Here is an 18,970-nt window from a genome sequence, read left to right as displayed (position 1 = left end):
CCGGACCGGGTGGTGCCGGGTGACGTGCGGGCGGCTCGGCCGCGTATGACAACCCGGCCACCTTACCGGCGGCCGGATCGTGGCCGTACGCGGGCCGGGCGGGGTCACCCCGGGTTGGGACTCACGTCACAGTTGGCCCGCGAAGCGCGGCAGCTGAGTTGCGATCTTGGGTACGTCCAAGGCGCCCTGGCAGACGTCCAGCACGAAGCGCTCCGCCTCGTCGACGTCGAAGTCCGGGTCCAGAGGGTGCCCGTTCATGTGCAGGAAGACCCAGGTCGCGTACCAGGCGAGGCGCTTGTTCCCGTCGATGAGAGCGTGGTTGCGAGCCAGGGACTCCATCAGCGCGGCGGCCTTCTGCCAGACGTCCGGGTAGGCATCCTGCCCGAAAACGCTCGCCTGCGGGCGTGCGAGGGCGGAATCCAGCAGCCCGTAGTCGCGCACCTCGTCCGCCCCCAGCCGCTTCGCGAGGTTCAGCAGTTCGGGCAGAGTGAGGTAGTGCATCAGGCGAGCCTCCGGTTCAGCTCGGCGCTCGCCCTGAGTACGTGCTCGGCCGCCTCGTTGAACAGCCGCGAGTGCTCGTTTATGGCCGCCAGCACCGCGTCGTGCGCGAATGCCTGCATGCTGCGCCCCTCCGCCTGTGCGCGCTCTCGCAGTGCGTCGAGTTCTTCATCCGTGAACCGCAGGTTGAGTCCAGCCATGCCGCGATGGTACCGCGTGGTACTACCCGGTGTCACTGTGACTTCGTGTTCAGCCGCGTCGTCACCCACGCCCCCACCAGCGCCACCGCGGCCATCGGCAGGAACACCGCGGCGAACGCGGCCGGATGGCCGGCCGCGCCGGTCGTGGCACTCTCGGCCGCCGTGGCGGCCAGGCTGCCGCCGCCCAGCGCGGCGAACGCGGCGCCCGTCGCCGCGAGCAGGACGACGTTGGCCAGGCCGTCGGATATCTGCAGGGCGGCGGAGTTGGCGCCCGCCTCCTCCGGGGCGGACAGCCGCAGCAGGAGCACGCTGCTGGAGGAGATCACCAGCCCCATGCCGAAGCAGCCGAAGCCCCACGCCACGGCGACGATCCAGGCGGGTACGGCGGACAGCAGCACGCTGGACGCGGTGGTGATCGCGGTCGCCGTCAGCACCATGCCGAGGGTCATGAGCCGTTCCCGGTACGGTTCGGCGCGCGGCCGGGACTGCACCCAGGACCCCAGGGCCCAGGTGCCGCCGCCCGCCGCCAGCGAGAACCCGGCCAGCGTCGGGGACAGCCCGCGCTGCGTCACCAGCATCAGCGGGACGAACGACTCGGCCGCGATGTAGGACCCCGCGGCCAGGCCGCGCAGCAGCACGACCGAGGGCAGCCCGCGCGCGGCCCGGTAGGTGCCGCGGGGCAGCAGCCCGAGCACGGCCGGCACCAGCAGGGCAGCGCCGGCCACCGCCGGGAGGAGCGAGATCCAGCGCAGGTCCTGCGCGGCGAACTGGAGCAGCCCGGCGCCCAGGGAGATGGCGAACGCGAGCCGGATACGGCGGTCGCGCGAGCCGGGTGCCTCGCCGCCGGCCGCGCCGCCGTCCCGGGCCACGGGGCCGGCCGCGCGCCGCCGTATCTGCGGCAGCGCGAGCGCCAGCGGGAGCACCACCAGCACCGGTATCGCCAGGAACACCCAGCGCCAGCCCAGGTGCTCGGTGACCGCGCCCGCCGCGAGCGGGCCGACGATCGACGGGACGACCCAGCTCGCCGCGAACGCCGCCATAATCGCCGGACGCAGCCGCTCCGGATAGGCCCGGCCGACGACGACGTAGAGCGCGACGATCACCAGCCCGCCGCCGAGGCCCTGCACGGCCCGCCCGAGGATGAACACCCACATCGACCCGGCGAACCCGGCGAGCACCAGGCCCGCGGCGAAGGAGCCGATCCCCGCGGTCAGCGCCCCCAGCGGCCCCCGGCGGTCGGACCACTGCCCCGCGAGCACCATGCCGAACAGGCTGGTGGTGAAGTAGCCGGAGAACGCGAACGCGTAGAGGGACAGCCCGTCCAGTTCCCGTGCGGCGACCGGCATCGCCGTGCCCACTGCGGTCGCCTCGAAGGCGATGAGCAGCACCACCGAGACGATCCCGACGCTCAGCGCCCGGTGGGTGCGCCCCAGCACCCCTTCGCCGACGCCGTCCCCGTGTCCGTCCCTGTGTCCGTCCCCGTGTTCGTCCGTGAGTCCGGTCGTGGGTTCGCTCGCGGGTTCATCAGCGGGTTCGTTCGCGACTCCGGTGTCGCTCGGCTCATGGGCGGTCATGACGGCCAGAGTAAGTCCCGCCACCGACATCGGCCCCTGTCGCGAGTCGCCTCTCACCTGCGACCTTGGTCGTAAGCCCTGCGGTGCGGCGGCCCTTCCCGAGCGACGGGAGGCGCGCTCACCAGCCGTCCCGCGACCGGCCCGGCACTCGGCCGGCCGAACCGTTTCATGAACGCCGTATGGCAGTCCCGTTGCAGCCCCCGCGTCGCCCTTGATCCCCTCCCCCACCCGTCCTACGTTCGTCACACCGACACGGCCGTGTGCCCGAGTGGTTCAGGGGCTCGCCTGCAAAGCGAGTTACGTGGGTTCGAATCCCGCCACGGCCTCCCGTTGCCTGACCGGCTCGCGGGATCAGGTGTTTCCGTACCGCACCCGCGCCGGTCCGGGTCCGATTCCCGTCATGGTCTTCCGTGGGCGGGCGGTGCGGTTCAGAGCACGCCGCCCGCCTCGTCCTGGAAGAGTTCCGTCCAGTAGTGCCAGTCCGTGTCCGAGGCCGTCGGGGTCGGGTCGATCGACGTGAGGGTCTGGATCATCGTCGTGGCCAACTGGTCGTAGGCGTCCGTCGTCAGCTCGTGGCCGAGGTGTGCGTCGATCGTGCGCTCGTGGTGCAGCAGCCACAGGGTGTAGGCGAGGGTGGAGACGTCCGTGTTGAGGGGGTACAGGGCGGCCTCGGGTTCGCTGAAGTTCAGGACCGCGCCCGTCGTGCCGTCGACCACCAGGCTGTTCTCCTCGGCCAGATGACCGAGGCGTATCAGCCGGCCGGCGTGGGCGGGGAGGTTCTCCAGGGGGTACTCGCCGAGGCGCTCGTCCCGGAAGTACTCCGTCAGCGTCTGCAGGGGTACGTCCGTGTCGAGGCGGAAGAGGATCGCGTCCTCGGGCAGCCCCGTCTCGCACAGGAAGCGTCGGGTCGGCTCGTGGGTGAGCGCGGCGGGGAAGTCGACCTCCTCGAAGCGGGCCACCCGGCCCGGTCCGAACTCCTCGTCCAGGAGCCGGCCCGGCAGGTCCAGGGTGAGGCCGAGGGCCGTGCCGGGGCCCGCGACCAGGGCGAGCGGACGGATCAGCGCGGCGGCCTTCCAGTACGGCGGCACCTCGCCGTCCGTGCCCTCCTCGAAGAGGGTGAGCAGACGGCGGGACGCCTCGGTCGCCGTCTTGGTGCCGTGCCGGCCCGCGAAGGAGGCGAACCGGCCGCGCAGTCCGGCCAGTTCCTCCGTGACCGCGGCGAAGCGCAGCAGGGTCTCCAGGGAGGGCGCGAGCGGGCGGCAGCCCGTCGGGGCGAACCGGCGGGCGGTGGTGATCTCGCCGGTGCTGCCGTCGAGCAGGATCGACTCGGTCCCGGCACCCGACGGGCCGAGGAGTTCGCCTATCACGAGCCGGTCCCGCAACTCCCCCGCGAGGCGGGCCGGGCCGTCCGTGGCGTCGGCAAGGGTGCGCAGGCCGGCCGTGCGCAGCGGCGCGAACGTCAACAGGCCGCTGTCGTCCGGCAGGCCGGGGCCGGTGAGCAGGCCGCGCGTGGGCGCGTGGGTGACGTAGAGGTCCAGCTCGGCCTCGGTCAGCGTGATCGCTGCGGCCCTGGTGTCGGTCGTGGTCGTGGTCATCGCTCCCCCGCGATTCCTGTCGTGCAGTTGTTCCGTCGTGCGTCGAGAAAAGTCAAGAAAAGCCGTCGTACGTCCGTTGTCGTGCCGGTCGACCGCCGTGCAGACGGTCGCCGTGCGGTCGATCGCCGTGCCACCCGGTCGTCGTACACGTCATACGGCGGCGAGCGCGGTCATGTTCAAGTCTGGGCGCGCGGACACGTCCGGTCCTCCGGTGCGGTGTCCGAAGCGGCCGTCCCCACTGACCGCAACAGTACGCCGCCCCACTGACAACGCCCCGTGGAAAAGGACGTCAGGCGACCCGCGCACGTTGCGTCCCCGCCATGATCGTTTCCACCGTCTCCGTCACGGTCTGCGCCGAGGTGTCCAGCCACAGCCCGATCCGCGGTGTCCGCGGCGAACGCAGTTCGGCGTCCAGCCGCGCGGCCGTCCAGGCCCCGTACCCGGTCTTCGCCCGTCCCGCCTCCCGCGCCGCCACGGCGTCGGGGCCCGGCGCCAGGACCACGACGTACAGGGGGCGCGTGCGCACCAGTGCGACGTACGCCGAGAGATCGGCGCCGAGCAGCACGTCCTGCACCACCGCGGTGAACCCGGCCGCCGCGTAGGTGTCCGCCGTCGCCGCCGACAGCCGGTGCCGCAGCCGGAGTTGGGCCGCGGCCTCGGCTCCCGCGCCGGGGACGTACTCCTCGCGACCGGAGACGATCATCCGGCGGAACAGGTCCCCGCGGACGTGCGCGGCCCGCGGCAGCCGCTCGGCCAGCGCCTGGGCGACGGCCGACTTGCCGGCCGCCATCACCCCGGTGACCACCACGACCCCGCCCGCCGCGAATCCCCGGGCGGGCCCGGGTGCGCTCATCGGTCGGTGACCACCGCGGCCTGCGGGCGGATGGGGAGGCGGTTGACGGGCCGGCCGGTCGCGGACCGCACGGCGGAGGCGATGGCCGCCGGTGAGGTGACGACGGGGACCGCGCTGACCGCCTTGGCGCCGAAGGGGGCGACCACGTCCCGCTCCTCGACCAGTTTGACGATCCGGATGTCCGGTGTGTCCAGGGCGGTCGGCAGCGCGTAGCCGGTGAGGTCGGGATGGCGGATCAGGCCGCGGGGGGTGCGCAGGTTCTCGGTGAGCGCGATCCCGACCCCCTGGGTGACGCCCGCCTCGATCCGGGCGGTGAGCTGCGCCGGGTTGAGCACGCGGCCCACGTCCTGGGCGACGGCGAGTTCCACCACCCGTACCGAGCCGAGTTCGATGTCGACGTCGACCACCGCGCGCACGGCGCAGAAGGCGAGGCCCACGAAGGCGTCGCCCTGCCCGGAGCCGTCCAGCGGCTCGGTCGGGTGCGGGCGGCACTGGGCGGTCGCCCACAGCTCCTTGCCGTCCATCGCCTCCGTGACGGTGGTCGACAGGACGCCGTCGTACGAGGTGATCTTGCCGTCGGTGATCTGGAGCAGCTCGGTCGACATCCCGAACTTGTGCGCCAGCGGCTGGAGCAGTTGGGTGCGCACCATCTTCGCGGCCCGTTCGACCGCGCCGCCGGAGACCCAGGTGTGCCGGCCGCGGCAGCCCGGACCCGCCGTGGGCTGGTCGGTGTCGACGGGCGCCACGTGCACCTCGTCGATGCCCAGGGTCTCCTGGACGATCTGCCGGGCGAGCGTGCTGAAGCCCTGGCCGGTCTCCACCGCCGCGCACAGCACGGTCGCGACGCCGTCCTGGACCTTGACGGTCGCCGTCGAGACCTCGTCGGCGCCCTCCGCACCGAGCATGTGCACCATGCCCAGGCTGTAGCCGACGCCCCGGCGCACCGCGCCCGGCTCGCCCGCGCCCTCCAGACCGCCGGGCAGCAGCCAGTCCTCCTCGGGGGTGTCCTTGGGGAGCGCGGGCAGCGGGAAGTCCCGGACCGCCAGGAGGAGTTCGGCGACCGGGGCCGGGCAGGTCACGGTCTGGCCGATGGGGAGGACGTCGCCGGTGGCGAGCGCGTTGCGCAGGCGCAGCTCCGCCGGCTCGACGCCGAGCTTCTTCGCGAGCTTGTCCATCTGCGCCTCGTAGGCGGCGCACACCTGCATCGCGCCTTCGCCGCGCACGTGGCCGGAGGGCGGGTTGTTGGTGCGCACGGCCCAGCCCTCGATGAAGGCGTTGGGCACGACGTAGGGGCCGCAGGCGAAGGAGACGGCGGCGGCCAGTGCCTCGGCCGAGGTGTCCGCGTACGCGCCCGCGTCCAGCAGGATCTGCGCCTCGACCTTGACCAGCTTGCCCTCGGCGTCGGCGTGGTGGCGGTAGCGCAGCAGCGTGGGGTGCCGGTGGACGTGGCCCAGGAAGGACTCCTCGCGGGTCGCCGTCAGCTTCACCGGGCAGCCGGTCTTCAGCGCGAGCAGGCCGAGCGGGAGCTGGAAGCCCTGGTCCTCGCGGTCGGCGGTGGCGCCGGGGACGCCGGTGACGACGATCTTCACCCGGTCGGGGGCCAGGCCGTAGCAGGCGGCGGCGGTGTCGCGGTCGGTGTGCGGGTCGGTGGAGGCCACGTACAGTTCGACGCCGCCGTCGGGGCGGGGCACCGCGAGGCCCGCCTCGGCGCCGATGGGCGCGGGGTCCTGGCGGCCGATGCGGTACAGGCCCTCGACGACGACCTCGCCGGCCGCCTCCGGGTCGCCGTGCCGCAGCGGGATGTGGCGGATCAGGTTGCCGTCGGGGTGCAGGGGTTCGGCCTCGAACGCCTGCTCCGGGTCGGTCACCGGGTCGAGCACCTCGTACTCGACGATGACGGCGGCGGCAGCCATCCGCGCGGTGTCCGGGTGGTCGGCGGCGACGGCCGCGATGGGCTCGCCGTGGTAGCGCACGACCTCGGACGCGAACACCGGGCGGTCGGGCGTGCCGCGGCCGTGGCGCGGGGTGCCGGGCACGTCCTCGTGGGTGATGACGGCCCGTACGCCGGGCATCGCGCGCGCGTGCGAGGTGTCGACGGAGACGATGCGCGCGTGCGGGTGCGGGGAGCGCAGCACGGCCGCCCACAGCAGCCCTTCGGCCCACAGGTCGGCCGCGTAGGGAAAGGTGCCCTCGGTCTTGGCGCGGGCGTCGGCCGGCAGCAGCGACACGCCGAGGCCGTGCGGAGGTTGTCCGGGGGCGTCGGCGGCCTCGGGGACCGTGGTCGCGGTGCCGGCTTCGTTGCTCACGCCTGGCCTCCGTCCTGGCCGTAGGGCTGCTCGTAGGGCTCGTCGTGCGGTCCGGGCGGGACCTGGGCGTCGAACGCCGAGGGGTGGACACCGCCGGCACCCGGGCCCGCCTGGTGCGGAATCCGTGCGCCGTCCGCGGCGGGCTCGGCGTCCGGCGCCTTCAGTGCCGCGCGTTCGGCGACGACCTCCTGGACGGCGTCCAGGACGCCCCGGTAGCCGGAGCAGCGGCACAGGTTGCCGCACAGCGCCTGACGCGCCTCCAGTTCGGTGGGGGCCGGGTTGCCCTCCAGCAGGTCGTGCACGGTCATCGCCATCCCGGGGACGCAGAATCCGCACTGCACCGCGCCGCGCGCGGCGAGCGCCCGCTGGACGTCGGAGGGCCGGCCGTCGGCCGCGAGGCCCTCGACCGTGCGGACCTCGGCGCCGGCCGCGGTGACGGCGGGTACCAGGCAGGACGCGACGAGGCGCCCCTCCACCTGCACGTTGCAGGCCCCGCATTCGCCCTGTGAGCAGCCGTCCTTGGCGCCGGCCAGCCCCAGGCGCTCGCGCAGCACGTACAGCAGGGACTCGCCGATCCAGGCGTCGGTGACGGGGCGGTCGGCGCCGTTGACCCGCAGGACGTAGGAGGCGAGGGGATGGTCGTCGTGCGGGGCCGTGACGGTGGCTTCGGCGTCCTCGGCGGGCTCGGCCTCGGCGTCGCCGGACGGGGTGTCGGAGCCGGCGGCCGTCGCGGGCGTCTGCCCGCCTTCCGGGCCGGTTCCGGCGGCGCCGGTCGCCTCGGCCCCCGCGGGGGGCTCAGCGGCCCCTTCAGCGGCCTCCTCGGCGCCGTCGGCGGTGCCGGGCGGCCCGGTCAGCACGGCGGGTCCCGCCGCGCCCGGGGTTCCGGCGGTCCGGTTCGGTTCGTGGGAGGCCGGCGCGTCGGCCTCGGACAGGGCGCGGGCGGGGGCGTGTTCGGCCGTGGCGGCCGGAGCGGAGCCGGAGCGGACGTCCGCGCCGGATCCGGCCAAGTCGGCGGCGGTGGTGGTGCCGTGGTCGGCCGTGGGCCGGGGGGCGGGGGCCGCCGGACCCGCGGCGCCCGGACCGATGGGTCCTGCCTCGGGCGCGTGGCCGTCGTACGGACGGAGCGCCGTGCCGTGACCGGGCTGGGCGTGTCCTGCCTGGGTGTGTCCTGCCTGGGCGTGGTCCGTGGGGCCGTGGCCGGTGAGGTCGCGGCCCGTGAGGTCGTGGCCTGTCGGGCCGTCAGCGGGCGGAGCCGCCTGGCCCGGTCCGGCCGGGGCCGGCGGACCGTCCTGGTACGCCTCGGCGGGCAGGAACTGCTCCGGAGCGGTCTCCGGCGCACCCCCGGCCTGCTCTCCGCCCGCGCGCGGGGGCGCCGTCCGCTGGTCGGCGGGCGCCGCCTGTGCTCCCCAGGGCTGTCCCGCGGCCTCGGTCGCCCAGGGTGCGGGGGCGCCGCCGGGCAGAGTGGCCGGCGGCGTGCCGCCCCACTGCTCGACGAGGGAAGATGTAGTGAACTCGCCCGATTCGTCCGGTAGATCACCCCCGGCGACAGGAATGGACCACTGGCCGGTCACGTCCTGGCCGGCCATGTCCTGGCCGGGAGCGTGCGCCGACGGCGCGGCCTGCGCACCCGGCGCGGTCGGGTCCTCGTAGGTCCACTGCTGCGTGGCCGCCGGGTGGTACGTGAACCGGTCGCCCGCGCCCGGATCCTGCGGCACGGCGTTCGGGTCGGCCCACTGGACGCCGTCGGCCGGCATCGACCAGCCACCGGTGGCCGCCGGACCGGCGCCGGGGTCCCCGGCTGCCACCGTGATCGGCGGCGGCACATAGCCGTGGCCGGGCGCGGCGAGCGGGCTGTCGGAGGTCCGCAGGGCGTCGACGCCCCCCTCGGGGAGCTTCACGAAGGCGGTGGCACCGTCGTCGTAGCCGTCCTGGGGCAGCGGATCCCAGCGGCCGCCCGCCTGGGGCGGGTTCTCTCCGTGCTGGTCGTCGGTCACGACAGTGCCCTCCCCAGTGCTCGCCGGGCCAGCGCGGCGACGGTGCGCCGCAGGTGCAGTACGGCAGGCGGAAGCTGTGGTACGGAGCCGTCCTGCTCGGGGGCCGGGTCGGGGATGCAGGCCGCGGCGACGTACTCGCCGAAGGCGGTCAGCGCCTCGGGCACGATCGCGCGGTCGTTGTCCCAGTCGATCAGCCGGGCGACCCACTGCTCGGCCTCCAGGGGCCGCAGCGGCATCGGCGCTATGGCCCCCACGGCGCACCGCACTCCGCGCCGGGCGGGGTCGAGGACGAGCGCCACGGACGCCGCGGCCCGGCCGGGTCCGGTGCGCCCCGTCGCCTTCAGGAAGACCTGCGGGGCGTGCAGCAGCGGCACGCGCACGTAGCCGATGAGTTCGCCGCCGCGGAGCATGTCCACGCCCGCGAGCAGATGCGACACCGGGACCTCCCGGCGCGCTCCCTGCGCGCCCGCGATGACCAGGATCGCCTCCAGGGCGGCGAGGACCGGCAGCGCGTCCCCGGTGGGTGCGCCCGAGGCGATGTTGCCGCCCAGGGTGCCCGCGTTGCGGATGTGCGGCGGACCCGCGGCGCGCGCGGCGGCGGCGAGCGCCGGGATCAGGGCCGCGAAGTCCGGGCGGCCCATGCGCGCGTGCGTGAGGCCGGCGCCGAGGAGCGCGTGACCGTCCTGGTACTGCCAGCCGCGGATCTCACTGATCCGGCCGAGGCCGACCAGGGCGGCCGGCCTGAGCTGTCCGGAGTTGACGGCGGCCATGAGGTCGGTGCCACCCGCCACGGGGACGGCGGCCGGCATGGCGGTGAGCGCCGCCACGGCCTCGTCCAGCGTCGTGGGCAGCGTGACGGCCTGCGCCGCCTGCGGTGCGTGCGTGGTCAAACCGGCTGCCCCTTCCCGCTGCCCCACCTGGTCCCACCTGTGCTGCCGTACGGTACGTGCTGACAGGGCGGACGTGGCAACTCTGGCACATCTTCGCAGGGCCCGAACGCAGGGGTCCGCTAGGAGGCATTCGCCCACCTCGCTGGGGAGATGGCCGGTTTTTACCCATCATCGCCGGTGCGCGGTGAATGACACTCTTCGGTGATTCCTGAGGGCTTTCTCCGTCATGTGTTCGGGTCCGCGGACGGGGGCGGCAATCGGCCACCCGGCGGCCGGCCGCACGGCCCCGGCGACCGACCGCACGGCCTCGGTGGCGGGTCGCACCGCCTGGGCGGGCGGTCGTCGCGGTGACGGCACCGGCGACGACAACCGGCCAAGCGCGAGTACGGCCGACCGCATGACGTCGACGGCCGGCCGCACCGCGACGGCGGCGCCGACCACACCGATGGCGGTCCCCCACGCCGTACGCGGCCGGCCACACCCTTGGCGGCAGGCCACCCACTTGACGGCAGGTCAGGCCGTCCGCGGCCGGTCGCGCCGCACGCCCGGCCGCACCGTGGTTACGGCCGGCCGGCCGCGGGAGGGATCACCGGCTCGGAGGCGGTCCGTCCAGGGGCCGGCCCTGCACGCCGGGACGCTGCTGCCACGGCCGGGGCCCGGACGGCGGCCGGTAGTCGACGCCGAGGGCGTCGAGTCGCCGGTAGTGGGCGGTCATCCGGCGCTCGAATCCGGCGAAGTCCCGCTCCGCCGGCGCGGGCAGCCGGCTCCAGGCCACCTCGGCGAACGCGGCCAGCCGGGGGAACGCCTGATAGTCCACGCGCGCGTGGTTCTCCATCACCTCGGTCCACAGGTTGGCCTGGGTGCCGAGCACGTGCTCGGCCTGCCGTGCGTCCAACTCCGGGGGAACGGGCTCAAAACGGTAGACGTCCTCCAGGGTGCGCACGAAGCCGATCGGTACGGGTTCGTCCGGGCCGGCGGCCTGCCGGTGGTCGAGGTAGACGTGCTGTTCGGGGCAGACGACGACGTCGTGGCCGGCCCGCGCGGCGGCGATCCCGCCCTGGTAGCCGCGCCAGGACGCCACGGCCGCGCCCTTGGCGAGCCCGCCCTCCAGGATCTCGTCCCAGCCGATGAGCCGCCGCCCGCGGTCCCGCAGCCAGTTGTCGAAGTGCGCGATGAACCAGGACTGCAACTCGTCCTCGTCGGCGAGCCCGAGTTCCTTGATGCGGGCCTGCGCGACCGGTGACCGCTGCCACTGGTCCTTGGGGCATTCGTCGCCCCCGATGTGAATGAACCCCGAGAACGGCAAGAGCCCTGTGACGTCCGCCGGGAAGAGTTCGAGGACTTCCTCCAGCACCCCTTCGAAGAAGTGCAGGGTGTTGTCAGTGGGGGCGAGTACGTTCGAAGAGACCCCCCAGGTGTCCCAGACGGAGAGGGCGGTGGTGTCGATGACGTCGGTGTTGCCGAGTTCCGGATACGCGGCGATGGCGGCCTGCGAGTGGCCCGGTACGTCGATTTCCGGGATGACGGAGATATGCCGCTCGGCGGCGTAGGCCACGATCTCCCGGATGTCGTCCTGGGTGTAGTAGCCACCGTGTGGCTTCTCCTCCCACAGCGGCGAGAACCGGTGGCCGAATTTGGTCCGCGCCCGCCAGGCGCCGGTCTCGGTCAGCTTCGGGTAGCGCTTGATCTCCAGCCGCCAGCCCTGGTCGTCCGTCAGATGGAAGTGGAAGACGTTGAGTTTGTGCGCCGCCATCAGGTCCAGGTAGCGCAGGACGCCTTCCTTGGCCGTGAAGTGGCGGGCCACGTCGAGCAGGAGGCCGCGCCAGCGGAACCGCGGGGCGTCCTCGACGTCGGTGGCGGGCACGGTCCAGCGGCGGCCGGGGTCGAGCGGGGCGCGCCGGAAGGCGTCGGGGCCGAGCAGTTGACGCAGCGTCTGCGCGCCCCAGAACACGCCGGCCGGACCGCCGCCGCTCAGGGTGACGGCGTTCCGGTCGACGTGCAGCGTGTAGCCCTCGGGACCGAGCCGGACGGTCTCGTCGGGCCGGATCCGCAGCCGGAGCGCCCCGCTGTCCGCTCCGTCACCGGGCGGCAGCGCGAACCCCGTCGCGGCCCCGAGCGTGCCGCGCAGCCAGCGGGCGGTGCCCTCGGTGCCGGGGCCCGCGTCGATCACCGTGGTCCCGTCGAGCACGAAGTCGCCCGTGGGGTCCGCGGCGCCGGTCGTCAGGGGAGCCGGGATCAGTTCCGTCGTAGAAGTCACGTCGCCACTCACGTCACTACTCCTTAACCGCTCCGCCCAGTCCGGAGACCAGACGTCGTTGTACGAGTACGAAGAAGACCAGCACCGGAATCGTCATCACCGTGGACGCCGCCATGACCCCGCCCCAGTCCGGCTCGTCCGGCTTGTAGAAGACGAGCAGGGCCATCGGCAGGGTCGACTGCGAGGTGTCGCTGATGATGAAGGACTTGGCGAACAGGAAGTCGTTCCAGGCCGAGATGAAGGAAAACACGCTCGTGGCCACCAGGCCCGGGAAGACGAGCGGGAAAAGGATCTGCCACAGGAATCGCGCGCGGCTCGCCCCGTCGATGTACGCGGCCTCCTCCAGCGCGTCGGGCACCGCTTTCACGAACCCCCGCAGCATCCAGATCGCGAAGGGCAGCGAGAAGGCGATGTGCGGCAGGATCAGCGAGCCGAGCGTGTTCAGTTGGCCGAAGTCCCGCATGAGGAAGAACAAGGGGATCGTCAGGGCCTCGACCGGCACCGTCTGGGCCACCAGGAACATGATCAACAGCGTTGTCCGGAAGCGGAAACGGAATCGCGTCACGGCGGTCGCCGCGAGAAACGCGATCAGCGCCGAGACGATCACGACGCTGCACGCGACGACGAGACTGTTGAGGAAGTAACGGCCGAATTCCTGCTGCCCGAACACCCGTCGGAAGGAGTCCAGGGAGGGCGTCGTGGTCCACGGCCGGGGCTGGTCCGACTCGATCTCGCCGGCCGGTTTGAAGGCGCTCAGCACCATCCAGTACAGCGGGAAGGCGACCACCGCGGCGACCAGGAGGGCCGTCGCCTCGGCCAGCGCGCGCCCCGTGCGGCGCGGCCTGCGCGGAAAGCCGCGCACAAGATTCACGACGCTCACAGCTCCTCCCCCTGCCGGCGCAGCGACCGCAGGTACCCGAGCGTGACGGCGAGCAGGATCAGCAGCATCACGACGCCGATCGCCGAGCCGAGCCCGTACTGCGAGGACGCGAACGCCTGCTGGTACGCGTACACGTTCAGGACCAGGTTCTGTCCCGCGATGCCGCCGCCGTTCGTCATGACGTAGATCTGCGTGAACACCTTGAAGTCCCAGATGACCGATTGGATGGTGACGACCGCGAGGATCGGCCGGAGCATCGGGGCGAGCACGGACCGCCAGATCCGCCACTGCGAGGCGCCGTCCAGGGCGGCGGCCTCCAGGACCTCGGCGGGCACGGCGCGGATCCCGGCGTACACGGTGACCATCACGAACGGGAAGGAGCACCAGACCACTTCGAGGAGCACGAGGAGGAAGGCGCTGTAGCGGCCGTACGTCCATGAGTGGTCGCCCAGTCCGAGGACCCGGTTGACCGGGCCGAAGTCCGGGTCGAAGAGGAACAGCCAGACGGTGGAGCCGGTCACCGCGGGGGTCGCCCACGCGCCCAGCGCGGCCAGCATCAGCGCCAGCCGGGGCACGGCGCGTACGCGGGTGAGCAGGACGGCGAGGGCGCAGCCGACGGCGAGCGTGGCGCCGACACAGGCCGCGGCGAAGACGACCGTGGCCAGCAGCACCTGCCAGAACTGGGTGTCCCCGAAGAGTTCCGCGTAGTTGTCGAACCCCTCGAAGGTGCTCGGCTCGCCACCGCTGACCTGGGCCTGCGTGTACCGGAAGAAGGAGATCAGGCCCAACTGGTAGATGGGGTAGACGAGCAGCGCGCCGAGCACGGCCAGGGCGGGGGCGAGATAGAGCCAGGGAGTCCAGGCGCCGGCTCCGTGTGCCCCGCGAGGGCCCCGCGCGCCGGTGTCACGCGAAGCGCTCCGGGGGCCGGCAACTCGCGACGTACGCCGAAGGCCGGCGTCACGATCCGCCTGGCGAGAGCCGGAGCGGCGTGCCGCCCGGCGGGGGCCGGGGTCGCCGGCCGCCCGCGGCCCGCTCTCGCCGCCTGCCGCCCGCGCCCCGGGCCCGGTGCCACCGGCGGCGGCGCCCTCGCCCGCACCGTCCGCGGCGGGGTCCACGGGGGCGCCGTCTCCCGTTCCCGGCCCGGGGGTGGTGCGCCCGTTCGGCCGGCTCACCCGGCGGAGCCGAACGCGTCGTCCATCTTCGCCGCCGCGTCCTCGGCGGCCGCCGGCACCTTCTTCTTGCCGCTGATGACCTCCTGGAACATGGTCGGCAGGACCAGGGAGGAGTCGATCTGGGACCAGGCGGGCGAGGCCGGTACGAACTTGGCGCCCGCGGACAGCGTCCGCACGAACGGCTTCACGTACGGCCGCTCGGCGGCGGCCTGGTCGCGCACGTCGGTGAAGGTCGGCAGGAAGCCCATCGCGTCGAACAGCGAGGACTGCGTCTCCTTCGACGCGAGGCGCTGCATCAGGTCGACGGCGAGGCTGCGGTGCGCGGTGCTCTTGAGCACGCCGATGTTGTTGCCGCCCGCGAACGCCGGGGCGATCGAGCCGGGCGTCACGCCGGGCAGCGGCACCACCGCGTACTTGCCCTTCACCTTCCCGGCCTCCACGGCCGCGTGACTGAAGTCACCGCCGATCGCCATGCCCGCCTTGCCGGCCGCGAACACGGTGATCGTGTCGTTGCCGCCCATGCCCGCGCACTTGGCGGCGGGGCAGTTGTCGTCGGAGAACAGGGACGTGTACGCCTTGATGCCCTTCTGCGCGGCCGGGCTGTCGATGGCGGAGGTGTACGAACCGCCGTCGCCGGTCGCGAGTTCGCCGCCGCCCGCCCAGACGAAGGGCAGCGCGCCGTAGGTGTAGACGCCGCCGACGGCCAGGCCGTACAGGTCCGGCTTTGCCGTCCGGACGGCGCGGGCCGCGGTGGCCAGTTCGGCCATGGTCTTCGGGACGGCCAGGCCGAGTTCGTCGAAGACGTCGGTGCGGTAGTACAGGGCGCGGACGCCGACGTAGAGCGGCGCTCCGTAGATCTTGCCGTCCACGGTGACGGACTGCCGGGCGGTCGGGTCGGTGTCCTTGGCCTCCTTCCAGGCGCCGAACTCCTTGGTGACGTCGAGGAGCCCGCCGTCGTGGACGTAGCCGGCGGTGTCGGTGTTGCCGTACTCCATGACGTCCGGTGCGGACTTCGGGTCGTTGAAGGCGGCCTTGACGCGCTGGGCGCGGGTCTCGACGGGGATGTACTCGACGTCGACCCGCACACCGTCGTGGTCCTTCTCGAAGTCGGCCGTGACGGCGTCGACGACCTTCTCCTTCGGCTTGTTGCCGACCTCCTGGAACAGCCACACGCGCACGGTGCCGCCCTTGTCGTCCTCGTCGGAGGCCGAGTTGGAGGACGACTGCGGGGCGCAGGCGGTGAGGAGCAGGGCGGTCAGTAGTGCGGGGGCGAACCGGGCGGACTGTTTCATCGTGATCCTCCGGGAGAGCGTTGCAACATACGCAATGACGATTTCGCTCTGCACAACAGGAGGAGGCTATGAAGTACCCGAACACGCCGACAAGAGGTCTGAACCACTCTGTGACCGGCGGGCGCACATCCCGCCCCACCGCATCACGACAAAGCCGTACACAACACGACAAAGGCCCCCGAGGTACGCAAGAGCGCACCCGGAGGCCGCGGGGATCTCAGCCGGAGACGGGCCGGTTACTTGCCGTCGCCCTCGTCGCCGCCCTTGCCCATGGACTCGTAGATCTCCTTGCACATGGGGCACACGGGGTACTTCTTCGGATCGCGGCCGGGCACCCACACCTTGCCGCACAGCGCCACGACCGGGGTGCCGTCCAGAGCGCTCGCCATGATCTTGTCCTTCTGGACGTAATGGGCGAAGCGCTCGTGGTCACCGTCGCCGTGGGACACCTGCGGTGTCGGCTCTACGAGGGTCCCCGTACCAGTCCCGCGCTCGGGCTCAAGAGTGCTCATACCTGCCAGGGTACTGAAACGCCATCCGGATCAGTTGAGAGACGGGTCGTCCGGATACGTGGCCACCATCGCCAGTTCGCTGCGCTGACGGCGCAGCACCTCGCGCCACAGTCGCTCCGGGGAGGGCGAGGAGACGTCACCCGGCTCGGACTCCACGACGTACCAGGCGCCTTCCACCAGCTCGTCCTCCAACTGGCCGGGCCCCCAGCCGGCGTATCCGGCGAAGATCCTGAGCGAGCCGAGGGCCGAGGCGAGCAGTTCGGGCGGGGCCTCCAGGTCGACGAGGCCGATCGCGCCGTGCACCCGGCGCCAGCCCAGCGGGGCGCGCTCGCCACCGCTTCCACCTGGGATGACCGCGACGCCGAGCGCCGAGTCCAGCGACACCGGGCCGCCCTGGAAGACCACACCGGGCTCGCCGGCGAGGGCGGCCCAGCCCTCCAGGATGTCGCCCACATCCACGGGGGTCGGACGGTTGAGGACGACACCGAGCGAGCCCTCCTCGTCGTGGTCGAGGAGGAGCACCACCGCGCGGTCGAAGTTCGGGTCCGCCAGGGCGGGTGTTGCCACGAGCAACCGCCCTGTGAGCGAGGACACCTCGGTCATGCCAGACATGATCCCGCATCTTCCCGCCGAGTGGGGAGCCAACCGGGGTAGGCGAGTGAATGGGACGCGCATCACCGTCGGGGCCGAGGAGCGGCCTGGTGAGGGCGTTCTCCGGGGTGACGGCGGGGACGGCCGGGGCCTCGGCGGCGCCGCCCGGCCGCCCGCCGCGGCCGGTGACCCCATGTGCCCGCGGGGGGACGGTTCGTGTTGTGACACAGCTATGACGCGACTGGGTGCCCATCGGGCTTACGGGAGGGGGGCGTACGGCGATTAGTCTGTCTCCCCTGGCCCTGCCCCACTCCACGGAACGCGAGTTACATGACCGTCACCGACGATGTCCTCCTTGTCCACGGCGGAACCCCGCTGGAGGGCGAGATCCGTCTCCGCGGTGCGAAGAACCTCGTGCCGAAGGCCATGGTCGCCGCCCTGCTGGGCAGCGGGCCGAGCAGGCTGCGCAACGTTCCGGACATCCGGGACGTCCGGGTCGTCCGCGGATTGCTCCAGTTGCACGGGGTGACGGTCCGTCCGGGTGAGGAACCCGGCGAGTTGGTGCTGGACCCCACGCATGTGGAAAGCGCGAACGTCGCCGACATCGACGCCCACGCGGGCTCCTCGCGCATTCCGATCCTGTTCTGCGGCCCGCTGCTGCACCGGCTCGGGCACGCGTTCATCCCCGGCTTGGGCGGCTGCGACATCGGCGGCCGGCCCATCGACTTCCACTTCGACGTGCTGCGGCAGTTCGGCGCGGTCATCGAGAAACGCGCCGACGGCCAGTACCTGGAGGCGCCCAAGGGGCTGCGCGGCACGAAGATCCGGCTGCCCTACCCGTCGGTCGGCACGACCGAGCAGGTGCTGCTGACGGCCGTACTCGCCGAGGGCGTCACGGAGTTGTCCAACGCGGCCGTCGAGCCGGAGATCGAGGACCTGATCTGCGTCCTGCAGAAGATGGGCGCCATCATCGCGCTGGACACCGACCGCACCATCCGCATCACCGGCGTGGACAGACTCGGCGGCTACGCCCACCGGGCGCTGCCGGACCGTCTGGAGGCCGCGTCCTGGGCGTCGGCGGCGCTGGCGACCGAGGGCGACATCTTCGTCCGCGGCGCCCAGCAGCGTTCGATGATGACGTTCCTGAACACCTACCGGAAGGTGGGCGGCGCCTTCGAGATCGACGACGAGGGCATCCGCTTCTGGCACCCCGGCGGCCAGCTGAAGTCCATCGCGCTGGAGACGGACGTGCACCCGGGCTTCCAGACCGACTGGCAGCAGCCGCTGGTCGTCGCCCTCACCCAGGCCACGGGCCTGTCCATCGTCCACGAGACGGTCTACGAGTCCCGGCTGGGCTTCACCTCCGCGCTCAACCAGATGGGTGCGCACATCCAGCTCTACCGCGAATGCCTCGGCGGCTCCGACTGCCGCTTCGGCCAGCGCAACTTCCTGCACTCCGCGGTCGTCTCGGGCCCCACCCGCCTCCAGGGCGCCGATCTGGTCATCCCCGACCTGCGGGGCGGCTTCTCCTATCTGATCGCCGCGCTGGCCGCGCAGGGCACCTCCCGGGTCCACGGCATCGACCTGATCAACCGCGGTTACGAGAACTTCATGGAGAAGCTCATGGGACTGGGCGCCAAGGTGGAGCTGCCCGGCAAGGCGCTCGGCTGACACGGGGGCGCGGACGGCGGGGGCCCCTCGGCTGACCGGGGGCCCCTCAGCCGGCGTCGGCATGCGCTGACGCCGGCTTTCGGCCGACCCGGGCGAGTGGTCCGTACCAGCGCCAGAGGTCCGTACCAGTCCGTGCGCATACGACGAGAGGGGCGGCCACCCGGTCCGGGGGCCGCCCCTCTCGTGTCACTGCGTGCCGTACGCGTCCCGTGGCGCACGGACGGCAGGGATTACTTGCCCTTCGCCGATTCCTTGAGCTTGCTGCCCGCGGAGACCTTCACGCTGTAACCGGCGGGGATGTTGATGGGCTCGCCGGTCTGCGGGTTGCGGGCGGTGCGAGCAGCACGGTGGGTGCGCTCGAAGGTCAGGAAGCCGGGGATGGTGACCTTCTCGTCGCCCTTGGAGACGACGTCACCGACGACCTCGGCGAACGCGGCCAGCACGGCGTCGGCGTCCTTGCGGGTCACTTCGGCGCGGTCGGCCAGCGCGGCCACCAGCTCACTGCGATTCATGTTGTTACTCCCGTGTTCTTCTTGCTGTTGGGGCGTGCCACGCGGCGGAGCCGCAGATCAGGCACAGCGAAGCCGATGCGCTCGCGCCCAGAGACGCATCCTGCCCCCACCTGCGGCGGGAAAGCCAATCCGGCACCCGTAGGCGTCGTGAGAACACCCTAGGGAGTCACACG

General features: G+C 72.7%; 16 protein-coding genes and 1 tRNA gene. 2 read left to right on the top strand and 15 right to left on the bottom strand.

Annotated elements, in window-relative coordinates; genetic code table 11:
- Positions 1-126 precede the first annotated feature (126 nt).
- From ACFY2B_RS25115 to ACFY2B_RS25105, 3 genes are read right to left on the bottom strand one after another with little or no spacing between them, the layout of a single operon-like run.
- A complete protein-coding gene (locus ACFY2B_RS25115) occupies positions 127-501 on the bottom strand; it encodes a type II toxin-antitoxin system death-on-curing family toxin (protein WP_376523805.1) in 375 nt (124 codons plus the stop codon).
- Positions 501-698: a hypothetical protein gene (locus ACFY2B_RS25110; protein ID WP_376523803.1), complete on the bottom strand. Its 198-nt coding sequence runs from the start codon at positions 696-698 to the stop codon at positions 501-503. Before ACFY2B_RS25110 ends, ACFY2B_RS25115 begins: the two co-directional genes overlap by 1 nt.
- Positions 699-730: 32 nt before the next feature.
- Positions 731-2,272, bottom strand: a complete 1,542-nt coding sequence (locus ACFY2B_RS25105; protein ID WP_390765322.1) for an MFS transporter — start codon at positions 2,270-2,272, stop codon at positions 731-733.
- Between the two features lie 254 nt (positions 2,273-2,526).
- Here ACFY2B_RS25105 and ACFY2B_RS25100 point away from each other — a divergent pair.
- Positions 2,527-2,598 (top strand) — tRNA-Cys (locus ACFY2B_RS25100).
- A 102-nt stretch (positions 2,599-2,700) separates the two neighbouring features.
- Here the strand turns inward: ACFY2B_RS25100 and ACFY2B_RS25095 are convergent.
- The 11 genes from ACFY2B_RS25095 to ACFY2B_RS25045 form a co-directional block, all read right to left on the bottom strand.
- On the bottom strand, positions 2,701-3,867 hold the full coding sequence (locus tag ACFY2B_RS25095) for an SUKH-4 family immunity protein (RefSeq protein ID WP_390765321.1): 1,167 nt from the start codon (positions 3,865-3,867) through the stop codon (positions 2,701-2,703).
- 289 nt (positions 3,868-4,156) lie between these two features.
- A complete protein-coding gene (locus ACFY2B_RS25090) occupies positions 4,157-4,720 on the bottom strand; it encodes an AAA family ATPase (protein ID WP_390765320.1) in 564 nt (187 codons plus the stop codon).
- Positions 4,717-7,026, bottom strand: a complete 2,310-nt coding sequence (locus tag ACFY2B_RS25085; RefSeq protein ID WP_390765319.1) for a xanthine dehydrogenase family protein molybdopterin-binding subunit — start codon at positions 7,024-7,026, stop codon at positions 4,717-4,719. The genes ACFY2B_RS25090 and ACFY2B_RS25085 overlap by 4 nt, the downstream gene beginning before the upstream one ends.
- On the bottom strand, positions 7,023-9,020 hold the full coding sequence (locus tag ACFY2B_RS25080) for a 2Fe-2S iron-sulfur cluster-binding protein (protein ID WP_390765318.1): 1,998 nt from the start codon (positions 9,018-9,020) through the stop codon (positions 7,023-7,025). The genes ACFY2B_RS25085 and ACFY2B_RS25080 overlap by 4 nt, the downstream gene beginning before the upstream one ends.
- Positions 9,017-9,910: an FAD binding domain-containing protein gene (locus ACFY2B_RS25075; RefSeq protein ID WP_376523794.1), complete on the bottom strand. Its 894-nt coding sequence runs from the start codon at positions 9,908-9,910 to the stop codon at positions 9,017-9,019. The genes ACFY2B_RS25080 and ACFY2B_RS25075 overlap by 4 nt, the downstream gene beginning before the upstream one ends.
- Before the next feature lie 586 nt (positions 9,911-10,496).
- Complete coding sequence (locus ACFY2B_RS25070) at positions 10,497-12,167, bottom strand: beta-N-acetylhexosaminidase (RefSeq protein ID WP_390765428.1); 1,671 nt, start codon at positions 12,165-12,167, stop codon at positions 10,497-10,499.
- Positions 12,168-12,183: 16 nt separating this feature from the next.
- On the bottom strand, positions 12,184-13,038 hold the full coding sequence (locus ACFY2B_RS25065; RefSeq protein ID WP_390765317.1) for a carbohydrate ABC transporter permease: 855 nt from the start codon (positions 13,036-13,038) through the stop codon (positions 12,184-12,186).
- 5 nt (positions 13,039-13,043) lie between these two features.
- Positions 13,044-13,877, bottom strand: a complete 834-nt coding sequence (locus ACFY2B_RS25060) for a carbohydrate ABC transporter permease (RefSeq protein WP_390765427.1) — start codon at positions 13,875-13,877, stop codon at positions 13,044-13,046.
- 338 nt (positions 13,878-14,215) lie between these two features.
- The gene (locus ACFY2B_RS25055) at positions 14,216-15,511 is read right to left on the bottom strand and encodes an extracellular solute-binding protein (protein WP_390765316.1); all 1,296 of its coding nucleotides are present in this window, start codon (positions 15,509-15,511) and stop codon (positions 14,216-14,218) included.
- A 236-nt stretch (positions 15,512-15,747) separates the two neighbouring features.
- Positions 15,748-16,023: a DUF3039 domain-containing protein gene (locus ACFY2B_RS25050; RefSeq protein ID WP_376523789.1), complete on the bottom strand. Its 276-nt coding sequence runs from the start codon at positions 16,021-16,023 to the stop codon at positions 15,748-15,750.
- 30 nt (positions 16,024-16,053) lie between these two features.
- Positions 16,054-16,626, bottom strand: a complete 573-nt coding sequence (locus tag ACFY2B_RS25045) for a YqgE/AlgH family protein (protein WP_390765315.1) — start codon at positions 16,624-16,626, stop codon at positions 16,054-16,056.
- Positions 16,627-16,944: 318 nt separating this feature from the next.
- On the opposite strand from ACFY2B_RS25045, the gene murA reads away from it, so the two are divergent.
- On the top strand, positions 16,945-18,285 hold the full coding sequence (gene murA / locus ACFY2B_RS25040) for a UDP-N-acetylglucosamine 1-carboxyvinyltransferase (protein WP_376523786.1): 1,341 nt from the start codon (positions 16,945-16,947) through the stop codon (positions 18,283-18,285).
- Positions 18,286-18,515: 230 nt separating this feature from the next.
- Here murA and ACFY2B_RS25035 read toward each other — a convergent pair whose 3' ends face one another.
- Entirely contained in the window at positions 18,516-18,797 is a 282-nt protein-coding gene (locus ACFY2B_RS25035; RefSeq protein ID WP_351736298.1) for an HU family DNA-binding protein, read from the bottom strand.
- Positions 18,798-18,970 lie beyond the last annotated feature (173 nt).

It is taken from the genome of Streptomyces sp. NPDC001270 (genome assembly GCF_042896695.1).
Taxonomy (GTDB): domain Bacteria; phylum Actinomycetota; class Actinomycetes; order Streptomycetales; family Streptomycetaceae; genus Streptomyces.
The sequence above is the reverse complement of the archived record's forward strand: the minus strand, read 5'-3'. Positions and strand labels throughout refer to the sequence as shown.